Origin of the sequence: Maricaulis sp. (genome assembly GCF_048269565.1) — a bacterium.
Lineage (GTDB): Bacteria > Pseudomonadota > Alphaproteobacteria > Caulobacterales > Maricaulaceae > Maricaulis.
In genome coordinates this window covers 1-25,345 of record NZ_JBLXIK010000002.1, presented here as the reverse complement: position 1 = coordinate 25,345, position 25,345 = coordinate 1, and the positions used below count along the sequence as shown (strand labels likewise).

17 protein-coding genes are annotated in these 25,345 nt (G+C 62.3%); 3 read left to right on the top strand and 14 right to left on the bottom strand.

Annotation, left to right across the window (positions count from 1 at the left end; genetic code table 11):
- The first annotated feature begins 231 nt into the window (after positions 1-231).
- Positions 232-5,928 (top strand): Ig-like domain-containing protein, encoded by a 5,697-nt coding sequence (locus tag ACN0YL_RS03585; protein ID WP_417497061.1) that lies wholly within the window; start codon positions 232-234, stop codon positions 5,926-5,928.
- Positions 5,929-6,002: 74 nt separating this feature from the next.
- On the opposite strand, the gene hemN is transcribed toward ACN0YL_RS03585, so the two are convergent.
- The 3 genes from hemN to ACN0YL_RS03570 form a co-directional block, all read right to left on the bottom strand.
- The gene (hemN, locus tag ACN0YL_RS03580) at positions 6,003-7,343 is read right to left on the bottom strand and encodes an oxygen-independent coproporphyrinogen III oxidase (RefSeq protein ID WP_417497060.1); all 1,341 of its coding nucleotides are present in this window, start codon (positions 7,341-7,343) and stop codon (positions 6,003-6,005) included.
- A gap of 111 nt (positions 7,344-7,454) precedes the next feature.
- Positions 7,455-8,438: a UDP-glucose 4-epimerase GalE gene (gene galE, locus ACN0YL_RS03575; RefSeq protein WP_417497059.1), complete on the bottom strand. Its 984-nt coding sequence runs from the start codon at positions 8,436-8,438 to the stop codon at positions 7,455-7,457.
- Between the two features lie 108 nt (positions 8,439-8,546).
- Positions 8,547-9,416 carry a hypothetical protein gene (locus tag ACN0YL_RS03570; protein WP_417497058.1) on the bottom strand — a complete coding sequence of 290 codons (870 nt, stop codon included), beginning with the start codon at positions 9,414-9,416 and terminating at the stop codon, positions 8,547-8,549.
- Positions 9,417-9,683: 267 nt separating this feature from the next.
- On the opposite strand from ACN0YL_RS03570, the gene ACN0YL_RS03565 reads away from it, so the two are divergent.
- Positions 9,684-11,423 (top strand): type I secretion system permease/ATPase, encoded by a 1,740-nt coding sequence (locus ACN0YL_RS03565; protein WP_417497057.1) that lies wholly within the window; start codon positions 9,684-9,686, stop codon positions 11,421-11,423.
- The gene (locus ACN0YL_RS03560; RefSeq protein WP_417492428.1) at positions 11,416-12,726 is read left to right on the top strand and encodes an HlyD family type I secretion periplasmic adaptor subunit; all 1,311 of its coding nucleotides are present in this window, start codon (positions 11,416-11,418) and stop codon (positions 12,724-12,726) included. The genes ACN0YL_RS03565 and ACN0YL_RS03560 overlap by 8 nt, the downstream gene beginning before the upstream one ends.
- Before the next feature lie 20 nt (positions 12,727-12,746).
- Here ACN0YL_RS03560 and ACN0YL_RS03555 read toward each other — a convergent pair whose 3' ends face one another.
- The 11 genes from ACN0YL_RS03555 to ACN0YL_RS03505 form a co-directional block, all read right to left on the bottom strand.
- A complete protein-coding gene (locus tag ACN0YL_RS03555; RefSeq protein WP_417471061.1) occupies positions 12,747-13,439 on the bottom strand; it encodes a sugar transferase in 693 nt (230 codons plus the stop codon).
- A gap of 117 nt (positions 13,440-13,556) precedes the next feature.
- Positions 13,557-15,800: a polysaccharide biosynthesis tyrosine autokinase gene (locus ACN0YL_RS03550; RefSeq protein WP_417492427.1), complete on the bottom strand. Its 2,244-nt coding sequence runs from the start codon at positions 15,798-15,800 to the stop codon at positions 13,557-13,559.
- A gap of 66 nt (positions 15,801-15,866) precedes the next feature.
- Complete coding sequence (locus ACN0YL_RS03545; RefSeq protein WP_417492426.1) at positions 15,867-17,138, bottom strand: outer membrane beta-barrel protein; 1,272 nt, start codon at positions 17,136-17,138, stop codon at positions 15,867-15,869.
- Between the two features lie 42 nt (positions 17,139-17,180).
- Entirely contained in the window at positions 17,181-17,633 is a 453-nt protein-coding gene (locus tag ACN0YL_RS03540; protein ID WP_417497056.1) for a hypothetical protein, read from the bottom strand.
- Between the two features lie 127 nt (positions 17,634-17,760).
- Positions 17,761-19,560: an O-antigen ligase family protein gene (locus tag ACN0YL_RS03535; RefSeq protein ID WP_417497055.1), complete on the bottom strand. Its 1,800-nt coding sequence runs from the start codon at positions 19,558-19,560 to the stop codon at positions 17,761-17,763.
- Between the two features lie 19 nt (positions 19,561-19,579).
- On the bottom strand, positions 19,580-20,158 hold the full coding sequence (locus tag ACN0YL_RS03530) for a polysaccharide biosynthesis/export family protein (RefSeq protein WP_417492423.1): 579 nt from the start codon (positions 20,156-20,158) through the stop codon (positions 19,580-19,582).
- 50 nt (positions 20,159-20,208) lie between these two features.
- Positions 20,209-21,426, bottom strand: a complete 1,218-nt coding sequence (locus ACN0YL_RS03525; protein WP_417497054.1) for a polysaccharide pyruvyl transferase family protein — start codon at positions 21,424-21,426, stop codon at positions 20,209-20,211.
- Positions 21,427-21,649: 223 nt separating this feature from the next.
- On the bottom strand, positions 21,650-22,513 hold the full coding sequence (locus ACN0YL_RS03520) for a sulfotransferase family protein (protein ID WP_417492421.1): 864 nt from the start codon (positions 22,511-22,513) through the stop codon (positions 21,650-21,652).
- A 12-nt stretch (positions 22,514-22,525) separates the two neighbouring features.
- The gene (locus ACN0YL_RS03515; protein WP_417492420.1) at positions 22,526-23,803 is read right to left on the bottom strand and encodes a lipopolysaccharide biosynthesis protein; all 1,278 of its coding nucleotides are present in this window, start codon (positions 23,801-23,803) and stop codon (positions 22,526-22,528) included.
- A 23-nt stretch (positions 23,804-23,826) separates the two neighbouring features.
- The gene (locus ACN0YL_RS03510; RefSeq protein ID WP_417492419.1) at positions 23,827-24,966 is read right to left on the bottom strand and encodes a glycosyltransferase; all 1,140 of its coding nucleotides are present in this window, start codon (positions 24,964-24,966) and stop codon (positions 23,827-23,829) included.
- Between the two features lie 151 nt (positions 24,967-25,117).
- A partial coding sequence (locus ACN0YL_RS03505) for a hypothetical protein (protein ID WP_417497053.1) occupies positions 25,118-25,345 on the bottom strand: 228 nt, incomplete at its 5' end.

Sequence of the window (25,345 nt, the reverse complement as noted above, 5' to 3'; positions counted from 1 at the left end):
GATTTCACAGAAAAGGCGGCCAGAACCACCCATATGGGTGATTGATGCTGGTCTTAAAACATTGCCCAATCAAGTTGAAATCCAACCCTTATTTGCGCTCAACCTCTAGGTGGGCGTGGGAACTGGGGGGGAGGCGCGCTGTGCGATGTCCGCAGGGCATTGCGCAAGGTGGATGGCGGCTTCGGGGGAAGTCGCCATCCGCCGCGCGCCGCAGTTAAGGGGAGTAAGCTCATGTTTGGTTTTGGCTCAGCTGCATGGGGCGGCCTTGCCCGCGCGTGCCGGGGTATCGGTGCGAAAACGCCCGGTCTTGTGGTGGCCATGCTCGGCGCAGCCCTCGTCGCTGGTGCCGGCCTGACCCCCGGTGCCGAATCGCGAATTCCCGCGCCTGCTGCGCCACGCCTCGAGTCCACGAGCGGGCCGACCTACACCAATGCCGATTCGATCAGTATCCGGCTCAGTTTCGACATCGACGTGCGCAATGTCGATGCGACCGATTTTGAAGTTATCGGCACGACGGCCACCATCACCGGATGGAGCGCCGGCAATGCCAGCAGCTACCTGGCGACACTCTCTGGCGGAGATCTGGCGGATCTGAACGGGCAGGTCACGATCCGTCTCGTCGCCGGTCAGGATATCGAGAGCCTTGACGGGGTGCCGCTCACCAATCTGGACACCGAGTACGAAGAGCTTGTCACCGTCAACAACACCGCGCCGAACTGTGCCTTTGCATCGGCAGCCTCGGCACCGGTCACCGATGTGTTCACCGTCACCGTGGCGTGTACGCCGCAGGACGGCTTTGCCGACTATATTGTCGCCTTCGCCGAGTCCGACCTCGTGGTCGGCAATGCCACGGTGGAGAGCTTCTCATTCCCGGGGCCCTATACGGGCAGCTTCACCCTGCGCCCGTCCTCGACGGGCACTGTGACGGTCGATCTCCCCGCTGGCAGCCTGTACGATGACTCCAGCAATGAGAACACGGCCTCGACCCGGTTCTCGATCGCGGCGGATATGAGCCCGCCGACCATACTCTCGATCGAGCGCACCGACCCTTTGAGCGAAAAGACAAACGAGGATTACCTCTGGTGGCTTGTTACGTTTTCCAAGCCTGTGACCGGAGTGGATGAGACTGATTTCAGCGTGACCGGCAGCACTGCCACGGTTCTCAACGCACAGTCGGCCGGCGGAAATGCCTGGCATGTCCGGATAGGCGGCGGCGACCTTGCCGGGCTGGACGGGATCGTGTCCCTCGGCGTCTCTGCTTCACAGGATATCGAAGACACCGACGGCCGCGCCTTGGTCGATGCGACCCCGTCAGGGACCAATGAAAACTATTTCGATGTTTCGAATACCGCGCCGGTTCTGGCCCATATTCGCCGAGTGACTTCGACATCGGAGCTGACAAACGCAACGGAATTGACGTGGGATTTCCAGTTCTCGAGCATTTCGTCTGGCTACAGCCTCCCACCTGAAGCCTTCAGTGTGCGGAATGTGAATGTGGGGACGATCGAGGTGGAGCGTTATTCGGTCGGCTTCTATGTCACGGCATCCGGCGGCGATCTGCCGACGCATGAGGGCTACGTCTATATCAATTTTGGTGAGGGTGGCCCCTATCCCGACGAGTATGGCAACAACCCGGGGAGCTATGTTGCGACCGGCACCAAGGAAATTGGCTATACGCTTGATCGCACAGCACCCGTCGTGGAGTTCATCATCGACGCGGATATGGTTGAGGACACGGGTCAGCTTACGCTCGTCGTGTTGTCCGGCGAGAGATTGACCGGGCTTGAGCTGGATGAATTCATTGTCGGAAATGGCACGGCGTCAGACCTCAGGACCTTCGGGAACGGGTATCTCGTCACGATTACGCCGGCCGGCGACGGACTGGTGACGGTTGATCTCGCCGCGGGCGCGGCGACCGATATCGCGGGCAATGGCCATGCGGCGCCGGAGCAGGCCTCCTACCTGTATGACTTTACGCCACCCAGCGTGACGGTCGTGGAATTCGTCACCACCGGTGGCTCTCCGACCCATTCCGACACATTGACCTGGGCCGTCATGTTTTCGGAAGAGCTCGACAATGTCTCGGAAGACGATTTCCGCCTGGTCAACACCACCGCGACCATCACGTCGGTGACGCAGCCACAGCCGACTGTGTATGTCGTGGAAGCCTCAGGTGGCGACCTCGCCTCGCTCGATGGATCGGTCGAGCTCCAGCTGGGCTATTACACCGATGCCGTTGATGCCGGCGGGTTCAGGCTCCAAAGCCTCGCGCCGACCGGCGGGACGGATGAGCGGGTCGTCACGGTCGACAACACGGCCCCGACGCCGCAACTCGAGCTGGATAGCCCCGGTGACACGACGACCGGCGATTTTGTAGTGAACGTCAGTTTTGACGAGGTGGTCATCGGTTTCACAGCGGCTGATCTGACCCTCTCCAATGCGACGGCGGCCCTGCTGGCGCAGGACGGCGAGTTCTTCTCCTTCACGATCACTCCACTGGCCGAAGGCACGGTGATGATCAGTGTCGCCGCGGATGTGATGACCGACATGGCGGGGAACAGTAATCTGGCCGGCGGTCAGACGCTGAGCGTGACCAATGATGAGACCGCGCCACTGCTCGTCTCGATCGAACGCGCCAGCTGGCTCGCCGAGACAACGGATTCCGACAGTCTGACGTGGGTGGTGACCTTCTCCGAACCCGTGTCCAATCTGGATCGTTCGGACTTCGCGCTTGATGGCACGACGGCGCAGATCTCCGTGAGATCTGCCGGCGGCGGCCTGAATGAGCCCGCTGCCGGGACTGCCAGCTCCGGATCGGCGGCCCCCGATGTCTATAATGTTTCGGCCTATAGTGGCGATCTGCCATCGCTGAACGGCGTGGTGACCCTGTCACTCGCGGCGGGCAATGATGTCGCCGACTATTCCGGGCAAGCTCTGGTCAGTCTGACGCCGTCCGGTGCGAATGAGACGACATTCACGCTCGTCAACGACGTGGTCGCGCCGAGTGTGGTGCTGTCCTCCGTGGACGCCGGTCCGGTCGCGGGCGCCTTCACGCTCGACATTGTCTTCTCTGAAGCCGTGACCGGCCTCGCCCTCGAGGACATCGTCGTTGGCAATGGCACGGCTTCAGATTTCTCCGGCTCGGCTCCGCCTGCGGGTAACGCGGCCCACGGTGGTGAGTCGGCCTCGCGCTCCAGCCGGGGCGAGGCTGAATATACGGTCACGATCACACCGTCGGCCGATGGCGATGTGACGGTGGATCTTGCTGCCGGTGCCGCCCAGGACGAGAGCGCCAACGCCAGCCTCGCTGCGACGCAATTCACCATCGCGGCGGACGTGACCGCGCCAGAGGTGACGCTCTCCACGGCCTCGACGGATCCGGTCTCCGGCGCCTTCGAGCTGGCGATCACCTTCTCCGAAGGTGTTACCGGCTTTACCCTCGAAGACCTGACGGTCGGCAATGGTGCGGCGTCTGACCTCACGGGCTCTGGCTCTGACTATTCTGTGACGATCACGCCGGCTGCCGATGGTGATGTCACCGTCGATCTCGCCGCCGGTGCGGCCGAAGATGTGGCGGGCAATGCAAACCTGGCCGCGACGCAATTCACGATCGGTACGGATGGCACTGCGCCGACGGTGGTGCTGAGCAGCGATGCCGCCGAGCCGGCGATCGGGGCCTTCACGCTGACGGTGACCTTCTCCGAGGACGTGACCGATCTGGCGCTCGAGGATTTTGTGGCCGTCAATGCCGATCTCTCTGATCTGAGCGGCAGCGGTAGCGAATACGAGCTGATCGTGACGCCGACGGCCGGAAGCCCGGTGACGGTGGACCTGCCCGCTGAAACCGTGATCGACGCGGCCGGCAATGCCAATCTGGCGGCGGAGCAATTCTCCATCATCACCGACAATACCGCGCCCGTTCTGACCATTGCCCTGCCCGGCACCGAGACCGAAGGGCCCTTCACGGCCAGCTTCACCTTTTCCGAGGATGTCACCGGTTTCGAGCTCGATGACATTCGCGCCTCCAATGCCGATCTGTCCGCATTCACGGCCGCCAGCGCGAGCGAATACACCGTCCTGGTGACGCCGCAGACGATCGGCAGCATCGAGATCAGCGTTGCCGCCGAGGTCGCGGAAGATGCGGCGGGCAATGGCAATGAAGCTGAGTCCGCTTCGATCGAAGCCGTGGCGCAGCCCATCGAGGTTGAAGTTATTCTGGGCAGCGATGTCGAGGACCCGACGGATGTCACGGCGACTGCCACGGTCACTAATCCCGGCAGCCAGCCGGTCCAGTTCCGGGTCGAAGCCGATGTCGACTGGCTCGATGTCGATCCCCTGAGCGGCACTCTCCCGGCTTTTGGCGGCGTGGATCTGACGATCACCGTCAATGAACTCGCCAATGCGCTGCCAGCCGGCACCTATACCGGCACGGTGACCGTGATCAATCTCAGCGGCGGCGGTGCTGCTGCCAAGGGGCCCAATGCCGAGACGCGCGCCAGCGGTGACACCATCGTTGTCGCCATCCCGCTTACCGTTTCGATCGCGGAGCGTCGTGGCTCGATACAGCTGGTTTCGACCACGCCGGGCGGTGTCCAGCGTGACGAGACCTTCGTCTTCACCTCCAGCGACAGCGATCTGGATGCCCTCAGCCTGACCACCCAGGCCGGCTATGCGGCGAGCACACCAGTGCGCAAACTGCTGGGCACGTATGATGTGGCGCAATCGGTCCCGGCAGGCTGGCGTCTCGATACGATCAGCTGCGTCGGCGACACGGATGGCGGCAGCGTCATCGATCTCGCCGCTGGCCGGGTCGATATCGATCTGGATGCCAATGAGGACATTGTCTGCACCTTCGCCAATACCCGTGATGAGGCAGAGGTCCAACTGGCTACCCAGCGTGCTATCCGCAATTTCATGGTCCGTCGCGGTGACCGCATTCTCCAGGCCGCACCGGATCTGACCCGGCGTGTCCAGGATCGCGACACCCGTTCACCCGGTCAGTTTGCTGCCGATATCAATGGCGGTACGCGCAATGTCTCGATGGGCGCCAGCCTGTCCGGCATGCGCCGCGCCGCCCATGATTCCGCGCCGCAGATGGAGGGCGAGGCAGCCGATGTTGAGGTGGATGAGAACGGGCTCGATGTCTGGTTCTCTGCCAACTATTCGTCGGTCTCTGATGACCGGGCCGGCGACGCAGCCGACAGTGCCTTTGGCCTGGTCCAGCTTGGGGCCGACTGGATGCTGGGGCAGCAGACGATTGTCGGCGTGATGTTCCAGCATGACTGGATGGACGAGACGGCCGACGATATCGCCGAACGTGCGGGCGCCATTCGCGGCGCCCGGATTGAAGGCAGTGGCTGGCTCGCCGGCCCCTACCTGGTCCGGGAAATTGGCGACGGCCTCTGGTTCGATGCCACCGCCATGTATGGCGAATCCGACAATACGGTCGATCCGCTCGGTCTCTATGAGGATGAGTTCACCACCACGCGTTATCTGGTCCGGATGAACCTGACCGGCGAATGGCGTTCGGGCAATTGGCGCATCCGTCCAACCGCCGGCCTCGCCCATTTCGAGGAGAGCCAGGCCGCCTATGTCGACAGCCTCGGCATCGATATTCCGGAGCAGACCATCGCGATCGGACGCTTCCAGGCCGGTCCGCAGATCGCCTATCGCTTCGATACGCCTTCGGGCGGCTGGTGGGAGCCGAGCCTGGATATCACCGGTGTCTGGGATTATGACGCGGCGCAATTGATGGACGAGAATGGCGGCCTGGTCGGTACAGGCGGTGTCCGCGCTGACGCGAAGTTCGGTCTGCGTGGTCAGATTTCGCCGGGCGCCAGCCTCGCCATCGAGACCAGCTTTGCCGGCCTCGGCGATGGTGATTTCTCGGCCAACGGGGCCCGCATGGAAATCCGTATAGGCTTTTAGGTCCAGGCATTGATCCGGTGCCCGTCTCCTGGTGATCCGGGGGCGGGCCGGTTTGTGGCGCCGGTTCTGCGAGGTCAGACTGATCGGGCGTGCACAGCGCCGGGGGCTTGTCCAAGATGGGCATCGAAACGGGCCGCGACGGTGCGGGCGAGCATGCGGAAATGCTCGGGCACGCGCAATAAACGTCCGTCCTCACAAACGACTCCGTCCTCATAGAGGTCGTCGAGAAAAGCGTCCGGAAAGCTACCTTCAAAGCTGCGTGTCACAGCATCGCGATCAACGCGCAGGTCGCACATCAGGCGTTCAATGATGTCTGCGCGCAGGCGGTCTTCGGCCGAGAGCGCAAAGCCGCGAATCGTTGCCGCCTCGCCGGCCTGGATTCGGCGGGTCCAGTCGGGGACGGAGCTGGCATTCTGGACATAGCCCTGCGGCAGCTTGCCGATGGAGGAGGCGCCGAGGCCGATCAGGAAATCGGCCTGGTCGGTGGTGTAGCCCTGGAAATTGCGTCGCAGCGTGCCGCTTTGAGCCTGGGTCGACATGCGGTCGCCGGCGCGCGCGAAATGATCCAGCCCGATCGGGGTATAGCCTGCCGCGTTCAAGGCCTCGGCGATCGCCATGGCATGCCTGACGCGCGCATCCGGCCCCGGCAGGTCGGCATCGGCAATCAGTCGCTGGTGTGATTTCAGATGTGGCAGATGGGCGTAGCCGAATACGGAGAAACGGTCCGGCTCCAGCTCGAGCGCGGCCGCGACCGTCTCCTGACAGCTGGTCACTGTCTCGCCGGGGAGGCCATAGAGTAGGTCGAGGCTGATCGCGTCGATCCCGACGGACCGCAGTCGCTCGACGCAGGCGGTCACGGTTTCCCGACTCTGGATGCGATTGATCTTCGCCTGGATTTCCGGGTCGAAGGTCTGCACGCCGAGGCTGGCCCGGTTGAAGCCTAGCGAGGCCAGGGTCTCCACCAGCGATTGACTGCACTGGCGCGGATCGATTTCGACCGCGATCTCGGCCGTTTCCGAGATTTCGAAGCCCTGGCGCAGGGCCGCCATGATTTCGGCCAGCCTGGCCGGCTCGACGAGGGTGGGTGTGCCGCCGCCGAAGTGGATGTGGTCGATGCGGGGGCGTGTGCGGAGCCGCGCCGCCGTCTGGGCGATCTCCTGCAGCAGGACATCAACATAGGTATCCACCGGCGCAGCCCGGCGGGTCGCCTTGGTCGAACAACCGCAATACCAGCACATCTCCCGGCAATAGGGGATGTGAAGATAAATCGACCCGGTCATTGCCCCGTCGATCTCCTCCAGCCATTGCGCATACACGTCCTGCCCGACCCCGGCATGAAAATGCGGCGCCGTCGGGTAGCTGGTGTAGCGCGGTGTGTTGAGGGCGGCGTATTTCAGGATGGTGCTGCTGGGCATTTTCGGGCGAGCCTTGGAAGCGGACAGATTTCAGGATTGACGATTATCAATCCTGACGATCTGCAACAGGCGACATGGCGACGCATGGCACCGGGTAGGCTCAAGCCTCGGTCAGGCACCCCACTTGCGGGCGTGAAAGCGCCAGGCATCGGCGATGATCTGATCGATCGATGACGCCTCGGGTACAAAACCCAGCTCTGTCCTCGCCAATTCGGTGTCGGCCAGCAAGACAGCCGCATCGCCCGCCCTTCGCGGTTGGATATCATAGGGGACCGGGGATCCCGTCACGCGCTCCACGGCCTGCAGGACTTCCAGCACCGTGGCGCCCCGCCCGGTGCCGAGATTGCAGCACAACCCACTGGAGCCAGCCATGACGCGGTCCAGCGCCGCCAGATGGGCGGCGGCCAGGTCGACGACATGGACATAGTCGCGCAGGCAGGTGCCGTCATGGGTGTCATAATCGGACCCGAAGACCTCAAGCCGAGCGGGTCCGACCCCGGCCGCGGCCTTCAGTGCATTGGGAATAAGGTGGGTTTCGGGCTCGTGTTCCTCACCGATCTCGGCGTCCGGGCTGGCCCCGGCCGCGTTGAAATAGCGAAGGGCCGCGAACCGGATATCATCGCTGAGCGCCAGGTCGGCAAGCAGCATTTCAACTGCCAGCTTGGTCTGGCCGTAGACGCTGACCGGGGTGCGCGGTTCGCTCTCGCGAATGGGGACACGCTCCGGCTCGCCATAGACGGCACAGGATGACGAGAACACGATCGGCTTGACGCCGGCCCGGACCATTGCGCCCATCAGGTTGATGGCGCCGCCGACATTATTCTCCCAAAACGGGAAGGGGTGTTTCTGGCCTTCATTGATTTCGATGCTTGCTGCGCAGTGCATGACAGCCTTGGGTTTGAATTCGCGGAACGCGTCATCGAGCTGTGCGGGTGAGCGGATATCGCCGCAGACGAGCGGGCCCCATTGCACGGCATGGGCATGGCCACCGGACAGATTGTCGAAGGAGATCGGCAGGTCGCCTCGGGCCGCAAGGGCGCGGCAAACATGGGCGCCGATATATCCCGCCCCGCCTGTAACAAGAATGCGTGCCATGCTCGCGCCCCCGCCCGAATGAACCCACTTCCGGTAGCATAGTCTGGAAAGCTGAACGAATTGTACCGGCTAACGGCATGTGCCGCACGGTTTCGCCGCGGTTATCGGCTAGAACAGCGAGTAATCGAAACCGTAGCTGTCCACCACTTCCGGCGACAACCAGTCCAGGTCGGTGATTTCCGCTGCGGATGGAATCTCGGCCGGATGATGATCGGCCAGTGATGCGAGATCTGTTGTGCCGGGGTGTTGGTTGGCCTCTTCCAGCAACAGCGCCAGTTGGACCGCATAGGCATTTTCCGGGATCGCCTCAATTGCGCCTGCGGCGAGTGCCTCGAGGCCGTCAGCCCGGCCAAGAGTTGCGATCCACTGATCAGAAAGCTCAAGATAGCCATCAAAATTGAACGGCGACTCGCCACCGGCCAGACCGCTCATGGACTCGATAATTCCCGGCTCCGCGCCTGGCGATCTGCCGTTGGTGTCAGGAAGTCTGGCGTCGTTCTGGCCGAACCCGTCCTCGATATGCTCCAGCAGGAAGGATAGCGGCACGGTGATACCGTTCGTGTCCGTGACGGTGGCCCCATCGCCAGCCGGCAGTTCCAGTTCAGCGATGCGACTGAGCACATCGACATGCCGGTCATGGCGTTCCAGATAGGCGCTGAAATCGAACAGGGGGGAATTGTCGGCCAACCCGCTCAGCCCCTCATCAAGGCTTATGGTTTCGATCAAATCCACATGGCTCGCGGAGCCCCGAAGGTCCATTTCCGGCGGCGACGGATTCCAATCCTGCGAAAACAGGTCGTGCTGAACCAACTGGGTTGAGTGGTCGTGACGTGCGGATTGTTCGGTGGGCCGGGGCATGTTTGCAGCGCGTCCGCCCATGCCCGCGCGCAGGATATCGGCGGCGACGAATTCCATACCGATCGGCTGCGAGCCGCTTGATCCACGGTCCAGCTCTTCTATGAAATCCAGCTGAAACACACCATCCCCATCTTGACCGACGCTCGCCCTGCGACCCCCGCCACTGGCGGGCTGCCGGTGCCAGGCGGGTCATGCCGGGCGTATTGGGCAAGTTAAGGAAACCTTAAGCACATCGGGGCTGTGACACAACCGGAATCAACGTTAACGTCGTTACAATGTTATTGCTGCTCAGTGGGATGACGCATAACACACGCTATGGGGGCAGAGCGGTCGACGCACTTCGCCCCAGGCGCGAGATCGGCGCTGAAAGCGAAGGGCCAGCCTGAAATGTCCAGCAAATCGGCACCGTCAGCGGCGCCCGGAGACCGAACAGAAATCCGGGATAATGAGATCGTCAAGAGCGCCCTGAGCGCTGCCCGCGGCAGTATTGTGAATCTCACGATTTTTTCGTTCGGCATCAATCTGCTGGTCCTTACCGGGCCGATCTACATGCTGCAGGTGTATGATCGTGTCCTCGCATCGCAATCTATAGACACCCTGATAGCGGTCTCGCTGCTCGCCGCGGTGATGTATATTGCCTATGGCGGTCTTGAGTTTGTCCGTTCGGCGCTTTTCAGTCGTATCGCAACCGCTGCCGAACGGAAAATGGGACCCCGACTAATCGACGCGGTCATGCGCGCCAACCTCGCTGCCGGTAGCCGTTCCAACCAGGCGCTGCAGGATATGCGTACCTTGCGGAACTTCATTTCGAGCCCGGCTCCGGGTGTGATTTTTGACCTGCCATGGTCGCCGCTTTTCATTGTGGTCATGGCGTTGATCCATCCGGTCCTCGGGGTGTTTTGTGTCGGTTCCATCATCCTGTTGGGTGCACTTGCGCTCGGCAATCAGGCTCGCTCGCGCGGCCAGTTGAAAGATGCCGGACAGGCTTCTGCCGCGGCTGATCTGACGGCCGATGCCGCCTTCTCCAGCCTTGAATCACTCGAAGCAATGGGCATGCGTAGCGAACTCGAGCGGCGTTGGCTCGAACGCAACGAGAAGTCACTCGATCTGAACGGTGAAGCCAGCGAGAGCATCGCCCACTACAGCTCGACGACCAAGGCGCTCCGTGTCGGACTCCAGTCAGCGGTCCTCGGTCTGGGGGCCTGGCTGGCAGTACAGGGTGACATTACCCCCGGGATGATGATCGCCGGCTCGATCCTGCTTGGCCGGGCCCTGGCCCCGATCGAACAGGGAATCGGGCAGTGGCGGCCCGCGATGATGGCGCTCCAGTCCTACCGGCGGCTGAGCGATCTGCTCTCGCTGGCGAAGCCTCCGCAGCAAAAAATGTCACTCCCGCCTGCAACGGGCGTCCTCAGCGTGGAAAAAGTGTTCGCCACGCCGCCGGCCGGCAAGATCCATATTCTCAAGGGTGTCAGCCTCAGACTGGAGCCAGGCGACGGGCTTGGTGTGATCGGGCCTTCGGGCGGCGGCAAGTCGACTCTCGCCAAGGTGCTGCTGGGTTTGTGGACGCCGGTCAGTGGAGCTGTCCGTCTCGACGGCGCGTCGCTCGAGGACTGGCGCCGTGACGAGCTCGGTCCGCAGCTGGGATATCTGTCGCAGACCGTCGATCTGTTGCCGGGCACGGTTGCCGACAATATCAGCCGTTTCCGGCCGGGTGCCGACTCCGAGTCGATTGTCGAGGCCGCACGGAAGGCCGGTGCCCACGATCTGATACTTCGGCTGGCCGATGGATATGACACCAATGTCGGGGAGGGGGGACGCAATCTATCGGCCGGCCAGCGTCAACGCGTCGGCCTGGCCAGGGCACTCTATGGCAATCCGGTTCTGGTTGTGCTCGACGAGCCGAACTCCAACCTCGACAAGGAGGGCGAGGATGCGCTCCTCAAGGCGATGCTGGATCTCCGGGCCAGCCAGGTGACGACAATTGTGATCGCGCACCGGCCAAGCATTCTCGGGTCCTGCAACAAGGTTCTGGTGCTGGCCGATGGCCAGGTTCGTGGCTTTGGCCCACGCGATGAAGTGCTTGCCGGCCTGGCAGAAGCGAGCAAGGAAAAGAAGCATGGGTGACGGGGCTGCAGCGAAGGGCGGGACGGACAGCGATGCGCGTATCCGCAATGCGAACCGGCTTGGCTACGCCATTATTCTCAGCGTTTTCGGCGGACTGATCGCATGGTCCGTCCTGGCACCTATCTCCAGCGCCGTGATCGCGCCGGGCGAAATTCGTGGCCAGACGGAGGTGCAGTCCATCCAGCACCTTGAAGGCGGCATTATTTCCGAAATTCTGGTCAGCGAAGGCGACCGGGTCGCGGAGGGGGACATCCTGATCCGCCTCGATGATACCGGGCCGCGTGCCGAAATGGCGCAGATCGAATCCCGCCTCACCGAACTGACCGCCCGCCGTGCGCGCCTGGCAGCCGAGCGTGAGGGCCTCGATGAGATCGACTTTGAGCGCTATTTCAGCAGCATAACGGTGTCCGATGACAGCGAGAACATTATCGCGGCGCAACGGGCTGTCTTCACGACGCGGCGTGACACGCGACAGACCGAGATTGAGGTGATGCGTAATCGCATCAGCCAGTACCATGAGCGGATTACCGGCCTGCAGGCGCAATATGACTCCGAAACCCGCCAGCTCGCCCTCATCGAGGAGGAGCTGGTCGGATTGCGATCGCTGTTCGAGCGCGGACTGACGCCCCGTACCCGTGTTCTCGCGCTTGAGCGCGACGCGGAGGCGCTGCGTGGCTCTCGCGGCTCCCGGATTGCCGATATTGCCGGAACCCAGTCGGCGATTGGCCAGACCGAGGTGGAAATCGCGCAACTCTATAATTCCTTCATTGAGGAAGTTGCCGCCGATGAAGCCGATGTCGGGGCCCAGATCGCCGAGCTGCGGGAGCGGCGCGTTGCCGTTGCCGATGCACTTGAGCGAACGGAAGTAACTTCGCCGCGTTCGGGCTATGTCTTCGGACTCGACGTGCACACGCTTGGCGGCGTGGTCCGGCCCGGGGTGCCATTGATGCAGGTGTCGCCGGAAAACCAGCCTCTGGTGATCTCCGCGAAAATCCCGCCGACCCAGATTGATCGTATAGCGCCGGGGGCGCCGGCACGCATCCGGTTCTCGACCTTTCAGGGCCGGCAGACTCCTGAATGGCCCGGCTCTGTATTGACGATTTCTGCTGACAGACTCGTCGAGGCGGAAACAGGGATGCCCTATTACCTGGCACTCATTGCCATGGAAGGGGACGGCCCGGACATCGAGCTTGTGCCGGGCATGCCGGTTGAGGTCTTCATCACGTCCGGTTCGCGCTCGGCGATCGACTATCTCTTGAGGCCCATCACCGACCGGCTGGCCCGTTCATTCCGTGAGGAATAATTCAGGTCCCGGGGATGCTGTCAGGCAGAACCCTGACCGGTGAGGACTACCCAGCCGGTACGGACCAGGATCGACATGTCGAGGGCCAGGGAGCGAGTTTCGACATACTCCCGATCCAGGGCGACGCGACGGGAATAACTGGTCTTGCTGCGCCCGGAGACTTGCCACAACCCGGTCACGCCCGGCCGTACAGCGTGGTAGTAGGCAATATCCGAACCATAACGTTCGACCTCGGGCTCGATAATCGGGCGCGGTCCGACCAGCGACATGTCCCCCCGCAGCACATTCAGCAGCTGCGGCAGCTCATCTAGACTGGTCTTGCGCAGGAACCGGCCGATCGGGGTGACGCGCGGGTCGTTGCTGAGCTTCTGGTGCTCACGCCACTCCTGCGCTGCGACCGGGTCATCAGCCAGAATTTGTTCCAGCAGCTCGTCCGCATCAATCCGCATCGTGCGGATCTTGAGGCACTGGAACGGGAGGCCCCAGCGCCCGACACGGGTCTGGACGTAAAACACGGGTTGGCGGTCAAAGACCAGGACAATCAGCGCGATCATGCCCAGGACCAGGCCGACCGGTATCACCAGCAGTACCGACAGTAAAATGTCAGCGAACCGCTTAACCTTTGAGCTTGCCTCCGAGCCCCCGATCACCGTCGCCTTGGGCGGTGTCTCCACGTCGGAGAAGCTCCGCTCATACCGGGTGTCAAACAACATACCATCCCCCAAGCCCTTGCAGGCATTCACTATCCGTCTGCCCGCTTCAATTCAGGACAATTTACGGTAGTTCCGCAAATTGGGGGCCATAATCGCGCCCGGGGCAAGCCCTAAAAGTTAATTTGTATAATATTTCTGATATGACCCGTAATACGTGTAGTACGCGCCATACCCATACCTGGCCTGTCGATTGATATCGACGCCGTTAAGAACGACGCCCACAATATTGCCCTTGGCGCGGGTGAGGGCATCGATCGAAAGCCTGGCAGCTCCCACGGGACTGCGGCCCCATTCCACCGAGAAGATCATCCCGTCGGCGAGACTTGCGATCGCACGGGTGTCCGCGACCGCCATCACCGGCGCGGTGTCCAGCAGGATAAGGTCATACTGGCCGCGCACCCGCTCCAGAAACGTCTTGAAAGCTTCCGACCGGAACAGGTCCTTGGGTGAGAAGGAGCTGACGGTGAGAGGCAGGACATGCAGGCCGGATGGTTCGTCAACAACAATGGCATCCGCAAGACTGGACTCTCCGGCCAGAACCTCGAGCATGCCCGTCGGGGCATCCGGGGCCAGGCCCATGCTGAGTCCGCGCCGTCGCAAATCGCAATCAATGGCGAGCACCCGGTCGGCCGCCTGGCTCGCGATGCGGCCGAGCGCGATTGTGGTCGTGGTCTTGCCTTCGCCGGGAAGCGCCGAGGTTACGGCAATGACTGTGAGAGGCTTGTCGAGCCCGGCGACTTTGAGGCCGGACCTCAGCGTGCGATAGCTCTCCGCGATGCTCGAAAGCGGCTTGTTGAGGACGTACTGTCCCGGCTCTGTCCGCTTGCCGCGCAGGCCCTCGAAAAAGCCTGCCTTCAATTTTGGTACGGACGCGATATGGGGCACCCCAAGCTTGCGCTCGACTTCCGCCTCCGTTCTCAGGCCGGATTCCAGGACCTCGCGCATCAGGGCGACCAGAACGGCTCCCAGACCGGCGAGCGCCAGGCCAAGCGCAAAATTCAGTAGGAGCCGCGGTGAGCTTGCGTCGAGCGGCAAGGTGGCATTGGCGACAATGCGCGCGTCTGCCTCATTGAACTGGTCGGCTTCATCAGTCTGGCGAAAGCGATTGAGGAAGGATTCAAACATCGCCCGGCTGGCATTGGCCTCGCGCTCCAGTGCTCGTAGATTCACGAGCGCGGCATTGTTGCTGCCCAACTCACTGCGCAAGTCCTGGAGGCTGGCGGCAAGAGAATTGGCCCGCTCGGCGGCGATATTCACCTCGCTCTCGAGATTGCTCACGATGCGATTGACTTCCTGGTCGATCTGAACGCGGATATCGGCCAGTTCGCGCTCGACGGTCTGGATCTCCGGGTGGCGCGCTCCGTAGCGCGACATCAATTCCCCGCGCTGGCGGCTCACCATGGCTTCCTGTGAACGCAGTTCGCGAACGACCTCGGAATTGAGGACTTCTGCAATCGATTCCGGCCCGACACCCTGGTCCAGCCGCGAACGGACATTGCGCAGGCGCGCCCGGGCCTCCGTCAATTCCGCACGCTGGACAATAAGTTGGGCGTTGGTATCGGAAATCTGTTGTTCCGTCAGCGTCGCGCCCTCGGCATCCAGCAATCCGTGCTCATCGCGATATCGCGCAACCGCCTGTTCGGCTGCCTGAACCTCTTCGCGCAGTGCCGCAACGCGTTCGAACAACCATTCATTGGCGCGTTCGGTTGCGTTGAACTTGGCCTCTAATTGGGCCAGCAGGTATTCCTCGGCATAGGCATTGGCCATGTCCTGGGCGAGCTCGGGGCTCTGCGATGTGGCCGAGACTTCAATGACGAATGTGCTGCCGAGGCGGCGGGCAGAACTATGTTCGAGCAGCTCCTCTGCCACCCGGTCCATCACCATTTCCGGTGTTTCACCGCCATTGACCTCATGACTGCGGTTCGCGATGACGGTCCCGCCCAGGGCCGCCAGCTGGCGCAGCAACCGGTCGCGCCAGTTCTCCTCCTGAAGTGCGGTATTGAACTCCGGAATGGTTGTCAGGCCAGTCCGTCTGACCACGGCCTGAGCCAGTGACCGGCTGCGCAGCACCTCGACTTCGGTGTCGATCGCTGCCGAGTTGGGCGGCAGGCCTGACAGCACGGCTTCGAAGTCTACCACGCGCGATTCCCGCGTGTCGATCAGCAGGCGGGCGCTCGCCGTGTAGAGGGGCGTTTGTTGAAGGGTGTATAGTGTGACCGCGCTGAAGATCAGCACTGCAACAAATAGCATGCTCCACATTCGCCGGCGCAGAATGACGAGAACGAGCCGAAGGTCGGCGACGTCATTGCCGGGTGTTTCCGGGTTGTGACGGTCGAACTCTTCAATTTCCAGTCTTGCCATGTGGCACCTTCGTCATGTGCGGGTTTTGTAATTTCACATGCACGAATGAGGCCATTCGTTGAGGAACTACATGCGCAGGCTGACAGAAATCCGGACAATATTATTGTCGAAATCCCCACGCGCCGCCGCACCTGTCGACTCCACATCGAGGTGGGTGAAGGATGCCTGCAGGCCAACCCGTCGGTTCATCAGCCAAGAGGCCGAGGCCATCGCCTCGAAGCGCTCATCGGTGCGGTCGATGTCGGAATACTCGTCATCGCCAAATGAGGCCCGTGCCGACAGGATCAGATTGCGCAACAGCTCATGATCCACCCGACCCGAAATCTGGGTTTCAGTATAGCCAGCGCTGGTGGTGATGGCGGACTCGCGTGGTGCGCGGGTCGCGGAGAGCTCAATCGTTGTCAGCTCGGTCGGGAACCATTCGACCAGGGCGTTGACACTTGTGCCATCGATGTCGGCGAAGGTCGCGTCGTCATAGGATTGTTTGAGCACCCCTGCGGCAACGGTGCCGCGCGCAGTGCCGCCGATGTCGAAATCAACGCCCAATTCCACGACATAACCGTCAGAGTCGCGATTGGGGTTGCCGGCGGCAGGGGCATCGTAATCCCGCTGGTTCTTGGAGGCGCGCGCGAAGACCGCCACAGCGGGGCTTGCGGCCGCATCAATCCGGGCGCTGATCGCCGTTTCAGTGTAATCGCGGAAGTCCTGATCCGCGATGCCGCCGGTCGTGAGGCTGGCGTCATCGAAGTCATAACTCTCGGCGCTGACGGCAGCGTTCATTCTCACGCGTCCCGTGGTGTAGGTCGCGCCACCGGACACTTGGGCGGTGTCATATTCGATCGGTTCGGCGGCCAGGAGTGCGGCGCCGGCGCTCGAACGGTTCTCGGTCAACATCGCCATCGAGGCGTCGCCGTCAAGGAAGACGCCACGCTGAATATCAACACGGCCTGCAACGCCAACCTCGGCGTTCCAGACACTTTCCGATGTGAAATCGAGATACTGGCGGCGGACCGCAGAGGCACTGGCTGACATCGCGTGGCGTGACCAGGTGCTTTCCGCTTCAAAAGAGGGCTGGAATGATGCCACGACATCGGATTCGGTATTGGTCGTGGTCGCATAGATATTGTTGTCGACGGCGACGCCGAGCTCGGCTTCAGCCTTTACGAAAAAGGCGCCATGCTGGGCAGGAGGCGCGATGAATTCGTTACGCGGCCGCTCCAGAACCGACGTATTCCGGTCGCGCTGGAAGTACTCGCCCTGGTTTTGCCCCCAGGCGGCACCGCCAGCCAACGTCGGCAGAATGGCCAGCGCCGCTATCAGGATTGGTGTTCCCCGCATGTCGTCCCCCACCTGCCGGCACTGGTGCCGTGCAATTGTCTCTTAGTAGTCCGAGCCGCCGCCGCGCGTTTCAGGCGGGGTCCCCGGCAGGACCAGCTCACCGACGCCAGCCGGCAGACCGCCTGTGAATTCTGCGGTCGCCACAAAGCCCACCTCTGTATCAGGCAGGCGTGCCAGCACAGCATCCGCAGCGGCGCGAAAGGTGTCATTTCCGGTTTCGGCACTCACGAGGCGCAGGGCCTCCGCCTCAATGTCCGCGTTCTGGTCCGCGGAAATCAAGGCGTTGATCAATGCAACCTCAAGGGCTGTCGCATCAGCATCCGCTCCGGTTGCCGCCAGGACGGCGAGCAGTTGATCCGCCAATGCCCGTGCTTCAGGTGATGGTGCGGTCACTTCGCCGCTCGCGATTGTATCTTGCAGCCATGCCTGGGCTGGAGCGCCGAGAAGGGCACCGGCCAAGACGGTTACAGCAAACACAGAACGTAATTTTCTCACGGAACCCGAGCCCCCACTCATCCTAGGTGCAAGTTACAGCACGACCCCATTGGAGTAAAGCAAACGCGCTGTCTGAACTAATGCAAGCTTAGGGAGTTGACGTTGCAGAGTCGAGGTGGAATCGACGTCAATCGCTGGAGAGACCGATGCAGGCCGGGCTTTCGCCGAGTTCGCAGGCGTGAGTCTGGGCCAGCCAGGGCCCGCGCCATTCCGGACGCACCTGCCGCAGCTCGTGAAGGGCTGCGGTGCGCTCCCGCTCTGGCAGCCGGTTCCAGAGCGCCGCAGCCAGATCAAGCCGCCAGGTACGGAAATCGGGATGGGCATAGGGCCAGAGCTGATAGCTCCGGCCAAGATGGCTCGCTGCGGCCCGACTTTCGCCGGACAGGAGCAGCGCGTAAGCGAGCCGCGCTTCGGCCCGGCCATCACGAGGCTCCAGGTTGAGCGCCCGCTCAAGTGCCTCGCGTGCATGTTGTGGATGGGCCGGGGTGGAGCGCAGCGCGAGATCCGAATGCGCCCGCGCCACGGGAAGGCTGGCATGTTCGGGGACGGGGGCCGCCAGGATCGCCTGAGCGGTAGCGCCGGAGGCGGTGCGCACACTTGTGGCCGTCAGCATGTCCTTCAGGCCAAGCAGGGCCCACCCCGCCAGCAATATCATTCCGCTGGCAACGGCAATCCGGACCAGGCGGGTGCCGGACCCGGCCCGAACCGGGGACAGGCCGCAGGCCAGACCGGTCAGCCAGGCGACCAACCAGGCCATGGCGGGGATTTCCAGTCCATAATCAACGAGGCTGTGGGCGAACACGAAGAGGCCGACGCACACCAGCGCCCTGATGAACCAGCGTGACTGACCGGCCCGGCGCAGGCCATTTGACACCCTGCGACCCGTCCCGATCCAGAAGCAGCCCAGACCGGCCAGGCCCACCAGGCCGGTCTGGACCAGCCATTGCAGCACGACATTGTGCGCGGCGCGCTGGAACACGAGAGTCGACGCATTGCGGGCATCGGCTGAAATCGCGTTTACATATTCAAACCCTCCCGGCCCGGCCCCGAACCAGAGCTGGTCGCGAATGGCGCCGGCATAGGCGGTCCACAATTCGGTTCGCGTCTCGATACCATCGACGCCATCGCCAAGGCGGCCTCCGAGTGTTTCGCCGGAGATCAGGGCAATATAGCCGGCCGCGGCGGCCAGTCCGAGGCCGGCGCCGGCCAGCATCCAGAGCGATTGACGCTCCCCGCGCCGGAAGCGATGCACCAGCTCCCAGCAGAGCAGCGCCGCCGACGCGCCGCCGGCCAGCAATATCCCGGCTCGCGAAGCTGTCAGAACCAGACAGGTGAGGCAAAGAAGCAAGGTCACAATCGGCAGGATCAGGCGCCTCGACTTGTTTTCGCCGGCATAGCGAGTCGAGACCCGGATGATCCTGCCAATGGTCAGGATGACACCGATCCCGAAGAAGCTGGCGGCAGTATTCGCGGACAGGAAGGGCGAGGACAGCCGGCCGAGATGAAACGGTCGCTCGAACACGAATATGCGGTCCGGCGCCCAGACATGATCCAGGAAGGACACCGTCGCGGCCAGCAGGAAGAACCACAGCAGGAGTGTCGAAATATGGGAGGGGTTTGGCTGGCGCCGGGCGAAGGCCCGTGCGCTGAGAAAAACGCCAATACAGGCGCCGAGCACGATGAATTCTGGCGCACCGCTGGACCAGCGTCCCTGTATCACCGCGATGCCCACGAACAGCGCAAACAGGGCGAGCAGGGCGACCGCGCCGGTGCCGATCTCACGATCACGCCAGCCAATCCAGGCGCCAATCAGCAGCAGCGGTGCGCCAAACAGATAGCTCGCCATTTCGCCATCGGCGCCCAGCGCGGCAAAGGCGGCCAGCCAGATCAGGCCGAGGGAGAAATAGGCAGACAGCAGGATGACCACATCCCCTCGACCGGATCGCCTAGAAGAAGCGCTCGCCGATACGGATCGTATCGCCGGGTTGCACCTCGGTAACGGCGAGAAGCGGGACTTCGATCTCCCGGTCGCTGCCAGCGCGGCGGATGAAGACGACCCGGCGATTGGCGCGATAGGTGAAGCCGCCGGCCGTCGCCACGGCATTCATCACGGTCAGCCCGTCAGAAAACGGATACTCGCCTGCGGCCTCGACCTCGCCCAGAATGTAATAGGGGCGGAAATTGATCACTTCGACGCTGACCCGCGGATCGTTCAGATAGCCATTGCGAAGCTCATCCGCGAAGGCCTGCTGGAATTCACGCGCGGTCAAGCCTCCCGCATCGATTTCCCCGATCAGGGGCAGGGAAACCGTCCCGCGGCCATCGACGACAAACTCGCCCGACAGGTCCTCTTCGCCGAACACGATGATGCGAAGCTGGTCGCCAGCACCGAGGCGGTATTCGACGGAGTCGATCATGCTCTCGGCGGTGTCACCGGAGATCGGCCCTGCGGACGTTGAGGCGCAGGCGCAGATGACCAGGACACTGAGGACAGAAATCAAGCGGAATAGAGATGTCAGTTGCATTTCTGCGTCTCCCGAAATGGCACGTTGGTGCCGCCTAGTATCTCGTTTGGCTAGCACACACGATCCAGACTCTCCAGCACGCCCGCCCGGGCGGCCACAGATAGTTCGCGGGCACGCTGTCTCATTTCGGCGCGCCGTTTCAACCCGTCCTGCAAACTTGCGACCGCCTGAGCCGGGTCCGGGCAGGCCGAGGTCTGCAACAGACCAGCCTCGTCGATGAGATCGAAAAAGCCACGCATCTTGGCATCCCACGCCAGACCGACCGGTACGCCACCCAGCGCGAAGGAGAGAATATTCGCATGCAGCCGATGCGCAATCACGCCGTCGAAACCGGCAATCAGACGGGCCAGTCCAGCTGGCGAGGATGCGCGCGGCGCGACCTCAACCCCCGATTTGAAGGCTGCGAACGTTTTTGATGCGACGAGTCTCGCCAAAAAGGCTTCATCCTCAAAGGCGCCATTTGTGAACAGGACCGGGCGGAACCCGTTTGCAGTGAGATTGGAAGCAAGTGCCGCGACGTTGCTGATGGCATTATGTCCTGACGGCGCGGCGCCTTCCCCGTGGGCCTGCAGCGCGGACGGGTGCGTGATACCGAGCCCGATGCGCCCGGTTGCCGCGTCGGATATCTGGAGGTCAAAGGCATCCGGGGCCAGCAAGGCCGGGTCCGGCGCAATGCGTAGGTCCAGCCGCCCGCGCGGCGCGAATTCATCGCCGGCATGACGCAAAAGGTTTTCGTGCGAGGCCCGATCACGAACACAGACCGAGACCAGTTTCCGGTTGCCAAGCAGTTTAAGAAACAATGCGGTGGCGCGCGGGTGCCAAGTCTCGGTCACGCCGACACCATGGATCACTACCGGAATGTCCCATTGCGCCGCCCCGGTGCCCAGGGCAGCGAGTTTGACAGGGAAATTCATATGCACATCAGACAGTAGCTGACCGCCACCCAGCATGAGTGCGCTGGTTGAGGGCAAGGTCCGGGCGAGAAGCGGTTCCAGCCGTGACCGGGCCTGATGGCGGATTATCTGCTCGCCAATCAGTTGATCGACTGGCGATGGCAGACTTGCCATCAGCGTTATGGCCGCCTGTCTGCCCTTCGAGGGCTGCCGGGGAAATTCCGTTCGTCCGGCGAGATCGAGCCAGCCGGGTTTGACGCCGGGAAGTTGCTGGCGGATTGCATGGTCGATACAGGCTGCGATCGCGCCATCGCCAAGATTGGGGCTGTACATCACAGCGGCGATTACGGGATGAAACGGGGTGTCTGCCACCATAGCCTGTCGCTTCCGCCCCCTTCGCATGCGCTGACCCCTGACGAGGACACGGTCTAATCGGCCCGTGTAAATTACCCATTAAGTCTATCTCGGCACATGACGGCTGGCCTCGTCACTCCCGCACCGGTCCGGGGGCTCAGCGGCCCGATCGGCATCGGGCGAGCCTTGGGATCGTGAAGCTGGGTCATTCGCATCCAGCGATCATGTGTGTCGGGGACGCGATTTACTGAACCTGTGAGGTTGGCAGCTGGTCCAGGATCTCGCGCCAATCCGACAGATCCAGACCGCAGGCGTCCTCCAGTCCGAAAGACTGTTCGTGAAACCGCTGCACCAATTCTGCCATCTGTGGTGTCGATCCAGCATCCTGGGGCGAACTGCGTGCGGTCTGACGCTGGAACAGGGCCCGGTTTACCAACGGATTGGACTTGACCGAGCTCACGAGATTCTGGAGGCCGAGTTCACGCAAGCGCCAGCCGGCAGCGCGCAAGACGCGAACGACCTGGCCGGATCGCGCTGAGCTGCCCTCCAGCACCCGTTCGGCATAGGGAAGCTCCGGTTCGAACCCTATACCCAAGGCGTCGGAAAGCTGCCGGCCAAACCCGCTCGGGTCGCTGGCGAGATCCTCGTATTTCAAGAACCGGATCCGCTCACGACCCAGCAGCTTGATGGCTTGCCGGACCGGTTGAAGATAGAGGCTGTGGGCGGTGAGCCCGGCGTGGCTGTCGATCGCGCCGTCGAGCGGTAGGGCGGTCTTTCCGATCCGCTGCAGATAGCGGTGATGCGAGATCATTCGCACCCAGGGGTTTCGCAGCACGATCAGAAACACCGCATCGTCGTCGAAAAAATCGGCAATACGCTCGAGGGCTGGCGGGCTGTAGAGATAGTCATGGCAGATCTCCCCCACCCGCGGTGCCGCCAACCCGTCGAACTGGCGCATGTACCAGTCCGTGCCGCGCTGAAAGTAACGGTCAAAGAAGAAAAGTTCCTTGGATCCGGGCAACGCCACATCCGGATGCAGGGACAGAATCCGGTGCAGCCAGGTCGAACCGCACTTGTCACCGCCGAGATAGAGAAAGTTGGGCTTCATTGTCTCATCCGGTCAGATCATCCCCACGCGAATGCCATGCCGTCGCCAGATTCGGATATAGGCCGCGAGATTCCAGAACACGCTGTGCAGTGAGACGGCCGTGGCGACGCCGATGACACCGAAGGCGTGTCCGAGGCTGAATATCAACAATGTCGAGAGCAGCGCAGAAGCTGTCAGAATGACAAACAGCATGCGCTCATCGTGGAGGGATTCCATCATCTGCGCCGTCGGCCCGCACAGCGCATTCACCGCAAAGCCCAGCGCAAGGATCAGCAGGATCGGGCCGGAGTCAGCATGTCCTGCTCCGAAAATGGACATGACCCATCCGCCAGCCAGCGCGAACACCAGCAAGAGCGCGAACAGAGGAAATGCCGCCAGCAGCGTGATCAGGCGGCTCTCCTTTTGAAGGCGCCCCAGCTCATTCTCGGCCTTCAGGCGTGAAATGGACGGCGCGATGACAAGGTTTGCGGCCATCTGGAAAATTTGCAGCAGCATGGCGGTGCGCAAAGCCGCGAAGAAGCGGCCAGCCGTATCGACATCAAGGATGAGCCCCGCCGCAAGAACAGACAGGTTGGGGATCAGGGCTTGCACGATGGCGACGCCCCACAATCCCGATGACGCGGCGAGCCAGGCGCGGTTGCGGTCCTCGGCCTCAAGGGGCGCGAAGCGGGGCTGCAGCGGCGTGAGCAGTGCCAGTTGCAGCAAGAGCAGGCCAGCCAGTGATACCACCAGAGCGGCAAACAGGTTGTTGACCGACATCCAGGGTGCGCCGGCTCCTGCGGCCGCAAAGGCGATCACCATCATCCGCCAGATGATATCCCGCGGTGTCAGGGCGCGAAAAAAGACTCCGGCCGATCGCGCGGCGCTCTGCTGATAATCGGCGAGCGCGAACAGGCCGGCCGCGCCGGTGACCCACAGCCACAGGCTTGTTGACGGCGCGATGGCATCAATTGTTGTGACGAGAGGACCGAGGCCCGCCATTGCCAGCGTCAGCACGGCAAAAACCACCAGTGCGCGCAGGTTCAGGGCCGCGACGGCAGCGGGCTTGTGTGCCGCCAGCAAGACCGGCGCGCGTCGCAATATGTAGGCTTTCTGGCCAAATCCGATGACGACAGCGCCCAGTGTTGCGGTGGAAAATGCCACGCCGAAAACACCGAATGCTCCGGCGTCCAGTGACCGGGCAATCGCGACGAACATGACGTAGGAAAGGGCCGCAGCGCCCAGCTTGATGAGGAGCACAAGCACGGTTCGCCCGACCAGCACCGGTTGGGCGCGAATGCGGGCGAGCACAGATCTTGAACCATGTAGCAACATTATTGCCAATCAACTCCGTGCGGCAATGGCATGGCTTTGATCAATGACCACATCTCCCGGGCGAACCGCTCTTCGGAAAAGTCGGCCGCGGCCCGGGTGAAGACATCGCTGCCGCACGTGGCGAGATCACTGTTTTCAAACCGCGACACGGCTGCATTCAGGCCCTCAACGGTTGCTTCATCGTAGAGAATGCCGGTGCGGCCGTCGGAGATCGTGTCGCGGATTCCGCCGCGATTGAATCCGATCACGGGCCTCCCGGATGCCAGGGCTTCGACAGGGACGATGCCAAAATCCTCCTCACCTGGAAAAATCAGGGCCTTGCAGCGTGCCAGATGGTGTTTGAGGGTATCGAAATCCGTTTTGCCGAGAAACTCGACATTGCTCCCCGCAGTCTTTTCCAACCGGGAGACCGATTTGTCAGGGCCACCGATCAGTTTGAGGGGCCGCCCTGATCGGGTGAAGGCTTCGACGGCGAGGTCGGGCCGCTTGTAGGGCGTCAGCTCGCCCAGCCAGAGATAGTAATCGCCACGTTCATCCGGCGTTACCGGAGCGAAGTCCGCAACCCCGACGGGCGGGTGGACGACCGCCGCCTCGCGGCGCCAGTATTTTTGTACCCGGTTGGCAACATGTTCTGAATTGGCAACGAATTGATCGACGCGCGCGGCGCTTGTCACGTCCCACTGGCGCAGGCGATGGGCGATGTAGGGCATTGCCAGTCTCGCAAATACGCCCGCTGATGCCTTGTAGGTGTGATACTGGTCCCAGATATAACGCATCGGTGAGTGGCAGTAGCACAAATGAGGCGTGTCCGGCGGTACTATAACCCCTTTGGCCGGACCGGATTCACTTGAAATGACAAGGTCATACGCTGCCAGATCACAGGCCTCGAGCGCCTGTGGCATTAAGGGCAGATAGCTCTGGTAAAGCTGCTTTGACCAAGGCAGTTGGTTGATCGAGGTCGTCAGGATCCGGTGTTGATTCAGACGAGGTGACAGGCTGTCGTGATCAATGACATGGGTGAGGATGTCCGCGCCCGGAAACATCCGGCAAAGGGCTTCGAGTACTTTCTCGCCGCCACGCATTCCGACAAGCCAATAGTGAACCAGCAGAACACGGGGCGGTCGGGTCGCGGCAGCCATTGAAATCATATCCCCCATACATGGCGCCGCTCGCTGGCCGGTTGCGGCCAGACAAGCGAACGGCGGGTGCCCGAAGGCCCCGCCGCACTTAAGTCCAGTTTGAAGCAGGCGTCCAGACCGGGATATTGCCCGTGTCTGGACGCCTTATTCATCAGAACGCGTCGTAATCGATCCGGTCGAAGTCGAAGAGGCCGGCATCCCAACCGGTCAGTTCGGCCGGGGTGTTGTGCAGGTTCGGCACGAAGTCGGTTCCGATTCCGGAGGTCACGTCGAAGGTCAGCTCCGGAGAGACGATGTTGGCGAGTTTGAGCTCCGCAGCAGCGGCCGGAGCAAAGATGAACTCTGATCCGTCCATTTCGAGGGCATAATTCCAGCCATT

Bases quoted from the DNA above. Each gene is read 5' to 3' on its own strand.
- hemN (WP_417497060.1), bottom strand. From the start codon at position 7,343: ATGCCCAGCAGCACCATCCTGAAATACGCCGCCCTCAACACACCGCGC.
- ACN0YL_RS03565 (WP_417497057.1), top strand. From the start codon at position 9,684: ATGTCCAGCAAATCGGCACCGTCAGCGGCGCCCGGAGACCGAACAGAA.
- ACN0YL_RS03530 (WP_417492423.1), bottom strand. From the start codon at position 20,158: ATGCAACTGACATCTCTATTCCGCTTGATTTCTGTCCTCAGTGTCCTG.
- ACN0YL_RS03510 (WP_417492419.1), bottom strand. From the start codon at position 24,966: ATGGCTGCCGCGACCCGACCGCCCCGTGTTCTGCTGGTTCACTATTGG.
- ACN0YL_RS03545 (WP_417492426.1), bottom strand. From the start codon at position 17,138: ATGCGGGGAACACCAATCCTGATAGCGGCGCTGGCCATTCTGCCGACG.
- ACN0YL_RS03525 (WP_417497054.1), bottom strand. From the start codon at position 21,426: ATGGTGGCAGACACCCCGTTTCATCCCGTAATCGCCGCTGTGATGTAC.
- ACN0YL_RS03555 (WP_417471061.1), bottom strand. From the start codon at position 13,439: ATGTTGTTTGACACCCGGTATGAGCGGAGCTTCTCCGACGTGGAGACA.
- galE (WP_417497059.1), bottom strand. From the start codon at position 8,438: ATGGCACGCATTCTTGTTACAGGCGGGGCGGGATATATCGGCGCCCAT.
- ACN0YL_RS03585 (WP_417497061.1), top strand. From the start codon at position 232: ATGTTTGGTTTTGGCTCAGCTGCATGGGGCGGCCTTGCCCGCGCGTGC.
- ACN0YL_RS03550 (WP_417492427.1), bottom strand. From the start codon at position 15,800: ATGGCAAGACTGGAAATTGAAGAGTTCGACCGTCACAACCCGGAAACA.
- ACN0YL_RS03520 (WP_417492421.1), bottom strand. From the start codon at position 22,513: ATGAAGCCCAACTTTCTCTATCTCGGCGGTGACAAGTGCGGTTCGACC.
- ACN0YL_RS03560 (WP_417492428.1), top strand. From the start codon at position 11,416: ATGGGTGACGGGGCTGCAGCGAAGGGCGGGACGGACAGCGATGCGCGT.